We start from the raw sequence: 9,847 nt of genomic DNA on the forward strand, positions 1-9,847 counted from the left end.
CCAGGTGTCGGTTGTCAGTGCCTCCCACTACCTTCGCAATTCAACTCAAATCAGGAGAAAATGACCATGAACGTGCCACGCACCCTGCCCCACGACCCGTACATCACCGCCGTCTGCGACGCGCTGACCGCCGACGGACTGGACCTCACCGACCACTGCTGGACGGACGACGGCGAGACCCGCGGCACGTACTGCTACCTCAACGCGGTGATCACCCTCGACCCGTCCGGCACGATCGCCGAGGACCTCGACGACGTTCCGGCTGACGCCGCGTGGCCTCACGGGCTGCTGCTGCTCTGGGAGTGGCACACCGGCATCGAAGCCGACCAGGGCGAGCCAGCCCGCGGCCCGCAGTGGCAGTTCGCCGAGCTGAAGGCCGACGGCTCCAACGAGTACCCGACCGACCTTCCCGTGTACGGCTATGCGAGTCCGGCCGCGGTCGTCGACGCCGCCCGCAAGGTCATCGCCCGGGAGATCCAGGCGGGCGACTTCTTCAACCTCGGCCAGTGGCGCGGCTGGAGGGGCGGGCTGATAGGCGGCACCTGGGAGCGGCACGAAGAACTCGACACCGCGTGCGAGTCGTGGGGCAGCGACGAGACCAGCAAATGACCGACGGCCCGTGCAGGACTTCCGCATCTTGACCTGATCGACCCGACCCGAAGGAGCACCGATGACCGCCCCCATTCGCTACGCCCTCGCTCAACGTCCCGGCACCACCCCGCCCTGCGCCGACGGCGTCGACATCCAGGCCGCCGGTGATCAAGTCTCCGCCGCCGTGGTCGACGGGGCCGGCCACCGCCCCGGCACTGTCCGCTACGCGAACGTCGCCTCAGCCGTGATCACTCATTTCGGTATCACCCACGGAGGGCTGGCAGGCCTCATCACCGCGGGGCAGATGGCCCACGCCTACGACACCATCCCCATCGCCTCCGCCGTGTATGCCCGGATGGAGCCGGGCCTGCCCACCGGCGTCCACTGGATCGGCGACTGCCGGGCGTATGGCTGGGACGGGAGCGCGCTGCGCCAGTACTCCACCGACCAGACCATGGGCGAGTACCTGCGCCGCAACGGCGTCGCCGTCGAGGTCGCGGAGGAGCACGACAACTGGTGACGGGTCGGCCTGGCGCAGGCGACGGCGGCGACCTGCCAGGAGGCGTGGATTCACGAGGAGGTCCGCCTGGTCCTGCTGGTGTCGGACGGGGTCTCGGACCAGGTGGACACCGAGACCTGGGAGGCCCTGTGCCGCAGGCACGCCACCGCGCCGCAGGCACTCGCCGACGCCTTGGTCGCGGCAGCCGAGGAGGACGTCGAGGGGTACCGCGACGACGCGACCGTGGCGGTCCTCCTCCGCACCTGACCCCCGTGCAGCGCCCGGGGGATAGCCGGGCGCTGCCAGCCCAACCCTTCCACCACCCCCAAGGAGATGACCATGACCGACCAGCCAGCCCCGCTCACCTCCGAGCAGCTCGACCAGATCGAAGCCCGCGCCACCGCCGCCACCCCGGGGCCCTGGTGCACCGACAGTTGGGAGATCTACCAGGGCGCCGAGTACCAGCCCGGTGTCTCCCCGTGGATCGGTGAGACTTGCCGAGGCACGAGCAGCCTGAGGCAGGACTGCGCGGATGCCGTGTTCGTGGCCGCGGCCCGGACGGACGTGCCCGCGCTGCTCGCCGAGGTCCGCCGCCTGCGGGCGCAGCGGAAGTACCTCGTCGGTCAGCTCGCCAAGCGGGACGCCGAGACCGGCCGCGGCGACCAGGCCCTCCGCGACTTCCTGACCGCGGGCTCCGACGAGGACGCGTCGCAGTGAGCAGCAGGACGCCCGCCCGTGTTGGAGCCACGGGCGGGCGCACCACCCAGTCCATCACGATCCCAACGGAGATGACCATGACCAGCGAGCCGCCTGAAAGCGCCGCCAGCGTCCGTGACGCCCTGCTTCACGCCCTGGATTTCGCCTACTGCAACGGCCTCGGCTACGAGTCGCCGGAGGCGCTGCTGGACGCCTACGACGCCGCCCGGGCCGCCGCCGTGCCGTCTGTGCCCGCCGACGCCGAGCGCCGCGACACGGACCCGGAGCTGACGGCCGAGGAAGCGCGGGCGCTTGCGGACGACTTCGGCCCGGAGCTGTACCGCGCGCAGGACGCCCTCGCGTTCGTCGAGGAGTGCTGCGTGATCGCCGACCGGGAGGGGCGGGCGGTCACCACGGCGGACGTGCGGGAGTGGCTGAAGGGGGCACGCTGCGGGCGGCAGATCGCGGCCGCCGCCGAACTCGATCAGCGAGCTGCCGCTGTGCAGCCGCCCGCCGACCGGCCTGTGTGCGTCTGCGGCGCACCCATCGAGCCGTGGACCGGGCCCGGCGACCCCGGCTGGATCCACAGCCCGGGCTCGGACACACGGTGCCTGGACGCCCGACCCGCACCTACCGACCGGGACCTCCGCGACCACATCGCCGACGCTGTGGTGCCGCTGCTCCTCGACACGCTGCCGAAGGAAATCGCCCGGTCACGGGGGCGCGAGGTTGCCGACGTCGTCCTGGCCGTCCTCCCCGTGCCCGCCGACCGGGCCGCCGTGCTGCGGGAAGCCGCCGACTACGTGGGCAACGACGACACCTGCACCTGCGGTGGCTGCGACACCTGCGTCCCGAACAAGCTGGCCGCTGGCCTCCGCCGCATGGCCGACGAGGCGCAGCAGGCAGGCGAGGCCGTCTGCCGGACGCCGGAGACGCACAACTGGGGCTGCGGCTGCCCCACCGACCCGCCACACCGGGGCGACAAGGTCGACGTCTGGCTACGCGCCCGCCGCGAGGAATACCCGCACGGCACCCCGGAGTGGCACACCGTCGACCAGGTCCTCGACCGATACCGGCTCCACGCCGACACCCAGACGCTGCTCAGCGAGCACCTGTGCGAAGGCCACGCCGTAGGCGACTGCGACTGCCTGGAGCGGCAGACCGGCGGCCAGCCGTGAGGCGCTGCGTCCGCGGGCACTTCATCCCCGCCACCGCTCCCGCCGAGGACCGCCAGGAGCAGAACAGCGAGCAGGAGGCCAACCGTGGCTGACTTCACGGCAGAGACGGTGACTCGCACGATCCGCCGCTGGCGGGTCCCGGCCGCCGGGCCGTGGGGCGCCCCGGCCGAGGAGATCGGTAAGGCGTGGGCGGTCGCCGAACGCGCGTACCGGGAGCACCACAAAATCCCCGACGACCGGCCGCTGCACGGTGATGCCCTGCGCTTCCACATCGCCGACGACGAGATCGTCATCGAGTTCCAGACCGAGGAGTCCCGTTGAACCCTGATCTTCCTGAGGTGGCCGTCTACGCCCGTACCGCGAGGATCTCCTGCCTGCCCGCCGATCATGACTTGCGGTACGAGTACACGGTGCGCATCGAGCCCTGCGCCGAGGACCGGTACGCGATCAAGCACCTGAGCCGGGTGTGGGGCACCGACACCGGCTGGACGACCTGGTCCGACGGCTGGTCGGCCGACTACGAGACCGAGTCCGCCTGGTGGGCGAGCCACAGCTTCACCTACGACGACGCCCTCCAGCACGCCCGCCGCCTCGCCTCGCAGCTGACCTACCGCGGCCGCACCGTCGCCGACGCGCTTCACCACACCAACTAACCCACCTCAGGAGGAATCCCGTGATCAGCACAGACCAGTGGTCGACGATCCAGCGGCTCGTCGGCTGGCTCGACGCCCAGAACGGGCGCGACGACCGGGAGGTCAGCCTGCGCATTCTCAAGCTCGGCGAGGAGGTGGGGGAGGTGGCGCAGGCGTGGATCGGCGTGCAGGGCCAGAATCCGCGCAAGGGCGTCACGCACACGCACGTCGACGTGCAGGACGAACTGTGCGACGTGATCGTCACCGCTGCGGTCGCCCTCGCGTCGATCACCGGCAACCCGGACTACGTCCTCGACCAGAAGATCAGCAAGACCGCAGCCCGGTCGGGGGTGACCGCCTGATGCCCCGCCACCTCCGCGCCGTCGACATCGACGCCGTCCTCGATGCATACCCGGCCTCCGAGTGGAGCGGGGACGGCTGGATCCCCGGATGGCGCACCGCCCAGGACGGCCGGCGCCAGGTCCTCGTCTTCCACGACGGCCCCGGCGAGCAAGACGGCCTCGACACGTACCGGCTCGCCCTGCAGGGCGCTGGCTTCCACGTCGTCCCCGACCAGCAGCCCGGCGGCGGACGACGCCGCCTCCACATCACCCGACCCTGACCAGCCCCCGGGGCGGCGGTTCCGGCCGCCGCCCTACCCCAACCGGCAGGAGCACGCCGTGCCCGACTCCACCATCACCGACCTCCGCCGCGAGTTGGAGAAAGCCCGACTCGCGCTCATGGACGCACAGTCCCACCTGTCCGCCCACGCTCAGATGAACGCCGCACTCCACTGCGCCACTGAGATCTTCTACTCGCCGCTCCACGCGAAGGTCACCGCAGCCATCGCCGGAATTGAGCACGCGCTCGCCCGCACCGACCGGCCTCATCTGCCCACGGTCGACTCCCGCAGCAGCACCGGCGGGCGGCGGACGTGAGGCCGCTGACTGCCCGGCAGCGGCAAGTTCTCGCGCTGGCGGCGAACGGCAACACGAACCAGCAGATCGCCGCCTGGCTGGGCGTGAGCGCGCATTCGGTCGCTGAGATCCTCACCGTCGCCTACCGCAGGCTCGGGGCCCACGACCGCGCCCAGGCCGTCGCGATCGCTCTCGCCGTCGGCGAGTTGGGCATCCACCAGATCCACATCCCCGACCAGCAACGGGAGACCGCCGCATGACCGACAGCCCCGCACGCCCGCAGACGGCCCCAGGCGGCCCTCAGAGCGCTTCGCAGCCCCGAGGTGGCCCCGGACAGCCACAGGAGGGCTCGGAGGTGCCACAGGGGCCCGTAAAGCCCTTCGGTGCGGTCCAGGGCCGCTGCCCCGCCTGCCGGAGCGCCAGCCTGTTCCTCGGCGCCGGTGGACACGTCACCTGCGCCCGCCTCGACTGTCCCGACCCGAGCGCCGCCGACGAACTCCTGCACGGTGAACGCCAGTCCGCCGTGCAGGCCGCCGCCGTCCGCGAGGACCAGGCCGCCCGCGACACCCACCCCGGCCGGGAGGAAAGCCGGATCGCCCACAGCAGCCGCGCCTCCGGCCTCCGGGAAGCCCTGCGGATCCTCGACGGGCGCCCGGCCCGCGGTTGGGACGGGCCCGACGTCACCGAGTGCGCCGCTAACGACCGCAACTGGTGGGACGGCGAAAAGGAAGGATCATGACCGCTTGGAATCCGCCTCTCATCAGCGGTGGCACATTCACTCATACGAGGGACTGTGGTGCTACAAGTCCGCTGATATCAACTGCTAAGCACGTGTAGCAATTGATATGGAGGCGCTGCCTAATGGACTCATACCATCTGAAATCGATCCGCGCGCAGATGGTCGAAGCCTTCCTCGCGGAGCAGAAGCGCCAGCGAGAGGACTTCGACCAGAAGATCACCGACCTCGACGAGCGCATCAGGAAGGCCGAGGGAGCAGAGGCCCAGGAAAGGCAAGACCCCGAAGTTCTCGTGCGCGGGAGCATGGGCGCTGTGCGTAGCGTGTACCACCGTGCAGCCAACCCGTGCGGCCGGACCGTCTACAACGGCGGCCGCTCGCGAGGCTTCATGCGGATGCGGGAATCGAAAGCCAAGCAGATGGACGGCGGCACCCTGACGCGCTGTCGCGCCTGCTGGGGCTAACGACCCCGCGACGGCACCCTGGCCGCCAAGTTCGCCGCCAGGTCCCCCGCCCACACCGGATCCACCCGCTCGCCGGCCGCCACCCTCGCCAGCACCTCCACCACATCCTGCGCCTCGGCCAAGGTCAGCAGCGGCAGGAGGGGGCCGTCGGCGGGGGCGGGGGAGATGATCACATCGTCCATGATCCGATCAACGGTGGCAGGGCCAGACCGTTACGTTCCCCGCACCAACCCATACCGACAGGTGATCTCCGCTACCGTGGGGCCTAGGCCATCACGGGCAGTGCGGAGGCAGCGATGAACGAAAAGTGGACCGCCGAGGAGCTTGCCGACCTCGACGAGACGATCGCCGCCGCCCGCGAAGCCGGCAACACGGAGCTCGCCGACCACTGGCAGAGCATCCGCGACGGGAGCACGCCCACCGTGGACTGGGAAGACCTCCGCGTCGACCTTTACGCCCAACACGGCATCGACGTCAGCGGAAGCGCGGCATAATCGGGCGCCATGGCGCCCCAGCATCGCAGGCCCGGAGCCCGCATCGTCCTCGGCCCCGTCGCGGCCAGACAAGCTCAGGACTTCACGCCTGCCGAGGAGATCGCCGTCGACCGGGCCCTATCGGCCATCGCTGCCGACCCGACCATCGGCACCCCACGAACCAAGATCGAACACGGTGGCGTCATGTGGGAATACCGGGTACCCAGCACCAACGTGCGCATCGTCTACACCATGACCGTTCAACGCACCATCATCACCGTCGCCTACTTCGAAGCATGAAACGTGAAGCCCCCGCCCACCACGGGCGGGGACGCTTCGTCGTGCCCGGCTGCCCGCGAGACCCTAGCCGCGAGACGAGGCCGAGCGCGAACCCCCTCCGCGGAGGCTGGCGCTGCCAGCGCCCCCACCATCCCAGCGCCCCTCGTCCGCGGACAAGGGGCGGACTCACGACGGACATTGGCCGGGACCTGAAGGCCGGATGAGGAGCCGGTGATCTACCGTGGCCCCTGTCCGCGCGCGACCGCCTGGAGGCAGACGGAATGGCCCAGCTCATCAGCCGCGAAGAAGTACCCGTCGACATCGACTACTACGGCCTATACCTACAGGACTGGGACGACATCCAAGTACCCGACCCCTTCCCCAAAGGGTGGGAAGCCGGCCCCTTCCTGACCACCCGAACCGGCCGCCTGGACATCACCAGCGCCGCACACACGCACACCGCGACGCTGACAGTCGAAGTCTGGGACCAAGAACCCGCCCCGCCGCCAGGAGACTGGGAAGAAACCGCCCTGACCGAAATCGCCTGCACCTCAGGGAAACTCGAAGTCGGGGGCGTGACCAACGGCCCCATGCCGGACCCGATCCACCTGGCAGACCACGCAGGCACCTGGCGTGTGCGCATCACCTGCACAGGACGCGCCGAGGTCGCCGAGCTGGCCAAGCACGAAGCCGTCGAAGGCGTCGAACGCTACGTACTGCAGTTCTGGCCCAAACTGTGACGACACACCGCAGGCCGGGGACGCGAATGCTGCCACCGCATCCCCGGCCTGCCACCCCAGTCAAGACGTAATCTTCACCAGGAATCCGTCATCAGGGCCATCGACGACCCGATTCAGTTCGTAGTAGTCCCGCAGGAGATTCCCTGCCGCCCCGTTGTCTTTCTTAGGCAGCGCCTGCACGCTGAAATTCTTCGGATGCACCCGATGGTCGTACCTGGCAGCAGCTGCCCCCTCATATGTGGACTTGAAGGGGAACTCGTCACACTCCTTACCGCCATCGGTGTAGTTGTCCCCGAAGTACTTCTTGCAATTGTAGCGTGACTTGTTGTAGTTCTCCTTCATCCGAGCCCTGTCTCTGTACAGGCGCGTCAGCGGCTCATCCGCGTCCTGGCCCGGCAGCCGCTTGCCGCTGTAGGGCGGCTGCGTCTGCCCCGGCCGCTTGAACGCCTTCTCGATGTGCTTCGCGACAGCCGCCTCCGGCGCACCGGCCTTCTTGCTGTACGGCAACGCCGTCGTCACAGCGAAGCTCGCCGCCCCCTTCGCACTATTCGGCAGGTAGGACGCCTTGTCCCAGCGCGGCGGCAACATGAACACGTTCCCACCGTTGGGGATCTCAATAGTCCAGCCGGGAGGCGGCGTCATCGTGACCTTCGCCGAGTAGGCCGCGTGCACCAGGTCATCCGTCCGGTACCCCTGCCCTGGGGCAGCGTAGATGGTGTGCCTGAAGCTGCTGTCACCCCAGCCCTTGCTCACCGGCATCCGCGCCCCGCCGTACTTGTAATTCACGCCGCTCGGCCAACTCTTGTCGATCTTGCCCCGGAGATGGATACCGAGCCCGAAAGCGTTGTGAACGCCTCTCGACCGGAAGTCCGTCAGGTGATACGTGACCGTCACCGTGCGACTGTTCTTCGCAACAGTGCCGACCGTCATCACCCTGTAAGAACTCCAGCCCACCGGTCGGCCCTGCTTCCGCCACACCTGATTGAACTTCCGGCCCGAACACACCGCGAACCGGGACCGGACGTAAAACGCCTTGTTGCCGAGACTCTTCTCGCACTGCTTCCGCGACATCGAGCGGGCCGGCTCCGGCAACTGCACCGCAGCCGTCGACACGTCACGCCCCGGCCCGGACGGCGTCGCCGACTCGGTCACAGCCCGCGGCAGACTCGAGCGCGCCGGCCCGACCGTCTCCCGCGGCAACACCGCCTGCCCCTGCCCGCGCTGCACGGCCCGCAGCCGCTCCACCGCACCCGGCTTCCGCAGCTCCTCCAGACTCGGATCCTCACTGTTAAACGGCGCGACCGTGGAGATGACCTCCTGTACCGGCTCCTCCGCCCCGGCACTCCCCGCCGGAGCCAGCAACGGCCCCAACAACGCCGGCACCACCACGGCTGCCATACGCAACCGCGATCTACGCGCACCCGAACTTCGCACAAGCCCCCCTCAGAGCATCACGCCGCAACCACCCCATGCAGCCACGGCCGCACCACAGGTAACAGGGGCACACGGCCCACAGGGAAACGGCACCACACCCGTGGCGCGATCACGACTGAAAATGGCGAAGAGGGGCCGCCCCCGCTCCGACCGCCCCCGGACCGCGCCCGAAGCCCAGACACGACAACGCCCCCGCAGCCGAACGGCTACGGGGGCGCTGCGCGCTCTGGCCGGAAGCTCAGTCGAGGCGTTCGCCGAGCTTCGCCGCCTGCCGGTCGACGTCCTTCGTGTCCCACCACTCGAACAAACGGATGCGGAAGTCGTTGGCGATGCCGCGGACGAGGTGGTGCGGCGGCAAACCATTGAAGATCGCCATCTGCGTCCGGTCGCTCTCCAACCGCACCCGCCACCGCTGCTTGGAAGCCTCCAACTCGACCACCAGCGTGAACGTCCGGCCATGCTCCACAACATCCAGACCGGTCACGGTCAGCTCAGTAGCGGCCGAGAACAACTTGCCCATCAAGTGCGGAACCAACAGGTCCCTCACCTCGGAAGCAGACGGCATGAACGCCTCCCTCTAGCAGTCCGCAGCCGCCGAACTTGACTGCCTCGGCCTGAACGCCGTGATGACGCCCTGCGGATTGATGCTGTGGTCACCGCTGTAGACGCCCGGGTTGGTTACCACCTTGAACGAACTCCTCAGCGGACATCCCGGCTGGAGCCGCTCGAAGATCCGCTGTCCGGGACCCTGCGCCGTGATGGTACCGCTCCAGATGGTCCGGCCGATCTTCTTGTCGAAGGGCTTGCTCCAACGCCCCTTTGCGACCAGGTGCTTGTAGCCCCAGTTCTTGTCGCCGCAGCGCAGCGGCACCATCAGCGGCCCTCGGTAGTACTTGCGGAAGATGGTCTTCCTCGGCTGGCCGTTGCAGGTCGCCGCGGCGTGCACGGGCTCCGGCGCCTCCTCGGCTGCCGCTGCCGGGACGACAACCAGCGGCGCCGCCATGCCGGCCATCGCAGCAGCCATCAATACAGTCTTTGCAAACTTCAACGAAACCCCCTGATGCGTGGTCAATGCGCAACCAGAGCTATCACGAAGAACATTCGTTCGAGGCAGTTGACCAGCATGTATGGCGAGAATGTAATCAAAAGGTGGCGGCAAGTGAGTGACGCGTGGCTCGTCGCCCTTGCAACGCCAACCCTGTGCCAAT

Annotated in this window: 20 protein-coding genes; 16 read left to right on the forward strand and 4 right to left on the reverse strand. The window is 68.9% G+C overall.

The window, feature by feature from the left end:
- Positions 1-66: 66 nt before the first annotated feature.
- From QK440_RS00360 to QK440_RS00420, 13 genes are all read left to right on the forward strand, one after another.
- On the forward strand, positions 67-609 hold the full coding sequence (locus QK440_RS00360; protein ID WP_282790857.1) for a hypothetical protein: 543 nt from the start codon (positions 67-69) through the stop codon (positions 607-609).
- Between the two features lie 61 nt (positions 610-670).
- Positions 671-1,111: a hypothetical protein gene (locus QK440_RS00365; RefSeq protein WP_282790858.1), complete on the forward strand. Its 441-nt coding sequence runs from the start codon at positions 671-673 to the stop codon at positions 1,109-1,111.
- Between the two features lie 78 nt (positions 1,112-1,189).
- The gene (locus tag QK440_RS00370) at positions 1,190-1,357 is read left to right on the forward strand and encodes a hypothetical protein (protein WP_349239254.1); all 168 of its coding nucleotides are present in this window, start codon (positions 1,190-1,192) and stop codon (positions 1,355-1,357) included.
- Positions 1,358-1,429: 72 nt separating this feature from the next.
- A complete protein-coding gene (locus QK440_RS00375) occupies positions 1,430-1,807 on the forward strand; it encodes a hypothetical protein (RefSeq protein WP_282790859.1) in 378 nt (125 codons plus the stop codon).
- Positions 1,808-1,884: 77 nt separating this feature from the next.
- Positions 1,885-2,964 carry a hypothetical protein gene (locus tag QK440_RS00380; protein WP_282790860.1) on the forward strand — a complete coding sequence of 360 codons (1,080 nt, stop codon included), beginning with the start codon at positions 1,885-1,887 and terminating at the stop codon, positions 2,962-2,964.
- Between the two features lie 84 nt (positions 2,965-3,048).
- Complete coding sequence (locus QK440_RS00385; RefSeq protein ID WP_282790861.1) at positions 3,049-3,285, forward strand: hypothetical protein; 237 nt, start codon at positions 3,049-3,051, stop codon at positions 3,283-3,285.
- Positions 3,282-3,617, forward strand: a complete 336-nt coding sequence (locus tag QK440_RS00390; RefSeq protein ID WP_282790862.1) for a hypothetical protein — start codon at positions 3,282-3,284, stop codon at positions 3,615-3,617. Before QK440_RS00385 ends, QK440_RS00390 begins: the two co-directional genes overlap by 4 nt.
- A gap of 20 nt (positions 3,618-3,637) precedes the next feature.
- Positions 3,638-3,958, forward strand: a complete 321-nt coding sequence (locus tag QK440_RS00395; protein WP_282790863.1) for a MazG-like family protein — start codon at positions 3,638-3,640, stop codon at positions 3,956-3,958.
- A complete protein-coding gene (locus QK440_RS00400; protein ID WP_282790864.1) occupies positions 3,958-4,218 on the forward strand; it encodes a hypothetical protein in 261 nt (86 codons plus the stop codon). Before QK440_RS00395 ends, QK440_RS00400 begins: the two co-directional genes overlap by 1 nt.
- Before the next feature lie 58 nt (positions 4,219-4,276).
- On the forward strand, positions 4,277-4,534 hold the full coding sequence (locus QK440_RS00405) for a hypothetical protein (RefSeq protein ID WP_282790865.1): 258 nt from the start codon (positions 4,277-4,279) through the stop codon (positions 4,532-4,534).
- Positions 4,531-4,773, forward strand: a complete 243-nt coding sequence (locus QK440_RS00410) for a helix-turn-helix transcriptional regulator (protein WP_282790866.1) — start codon at positions 4,531-4,533, stop codon at positions 4,771-4,773. Before QK440_RS00405 ends, QK440_RS00410 begins: the two co-directional genes overlap by 4 nt.
- Positions 4,774-4,868: 95 nt before the next feature.
- Positions 4,869-5,252 (forward strand): DUF6085 family protein, encoded by a 384-nt coding sequence (locus QK440_RS00415; protein WP_282790867.1) that lies wholly within the window; start codon positions 4,869-4,871, stop codon positions 5,250-5,252.
- A 122-nt stretch (positions 5,253-5,374) separates the two neighbouring features.
- The gene (locus tag QK440_RS00420; RefSeq protein WP_282790868.1) at positions 5,375-5,713 is read left to right on the forward strand and encodes a hypothetical protein; all 339 of its coding nucleotides are present in this window, start codon (positions 5,375-5,377) and stop codon (positions 5,711-5,713) included.
- Here QK440_RS00420 and QK440_RS00425 read toward each other — a convergent pair.
- Entirely contained in the window at positions 5,710-5,895 is a 186-nt protein-coding gene (locus tag QK440_RS00425) for a hypothetical protein (RefSeq protein ID WP_282790869.1), read from the reverse strand. The genes QK440_RS00420 and QK440_RS00425 overlap by 4 nt on opposite strands.
- A 114-nt stretch (positions 5,896-6,009) precedes the next feature.
- Here QK440_RS00425 and QK440_RS00430 point away from each other — a divergent pair, with 114 nt between their 5' ends.
- From QK440_RS00430 to QK440_RS00440, 3 genes are all read left to right on the forward strand, one after another.
- The gene (locus QK440_RS00430) at positions 6,010-6,207 is read left to right on the forward strand and encodes a hypothetical protein (RefSeq protein WP_282790870.1); all 198 of its coding nucleotides are present in this window, start codon (positions 6,010-6,012) and stop codon (positions 6,205-6,207) included.
- Positions 6,208-6,216: 9 nt separating this feature from the next.
- Positions 6,217-6,486, forward strand: coding sequence for a hypothetical protein (locus tag QK440_RS00435; RefSeq protein ID WP_282790871.1), 270 nt, complete (start codon positions 6,217-6,219; stop codon positions 6,484-6,486).
- A 260-nt stretch (positions 6,487-6,746) separates the two neighbouring features.
- Positions 6,747-7,205, forward strand: coding sequence for a hypothetical protein (locus QK440_RS00440; RefSeq protein WP_282790872.1), 459 nt, complete (start codon positions 6,747-6,749; stop codon positions 7,203-7,205).
- A 60-nt stretch (positions 7,206-7,265) separates the two neighbouring features.
- On the opposite strand, the gene QK440_RS00445 is transcribed toward QK440_RS00440, so the two are convergent.
- From QK440_RS00445 to QK440_RS00455, 3 genes are all read right to left on the reverse strand, one after another.
- Positions 7,266-8,603, reverse strand: a complete 1,338-nt coding sequence (locus tag QK440_RS00445) for a hypothetical protein (protein ID WP_282790873.1) — start codon at positions 8,601-8,603, stop codon at positions 7,266-7,268.
- A 274-nt stretch (positions 8,604-8,877) separates the two neighbouring features.
- The gene (locus QK440_RS00450) at positions 8,878-9,204 is read right to left on the reverse strand and encodes a hypothetical protein (protein WP_282790874.1); all 327 of its coding nucleotides are present in this window, start codon (positions 9,202-9,204) and stop codon (positions 8,878-8,880) included.
- Positions 9,205-9,216: 12 nt separating this feature from the next.
- On the reverse strand, positions 9,217-9,663 hold the full coding sequence (locus QK440_RS00455) for a hypothetical protein (RefSeq protein WP_282790875.1): 447 nt from the start codon (positions 9,661-9,663) through the stop codon (positions 9,217-9,219).
- Positions 9,664-9,847: the final 184 nt, after the last annotated feature.

Source organism: Streptomyces sp. CC224B (assembly GCF_030010595.1).
In the GTDB taxonomy this organism is placed as follows: Bacteria; Actinomycetota; Actinomycetes; order Streptomycetales; family Streptomycetaceae; genus Streptomyces; species Streptomyces longispororuber.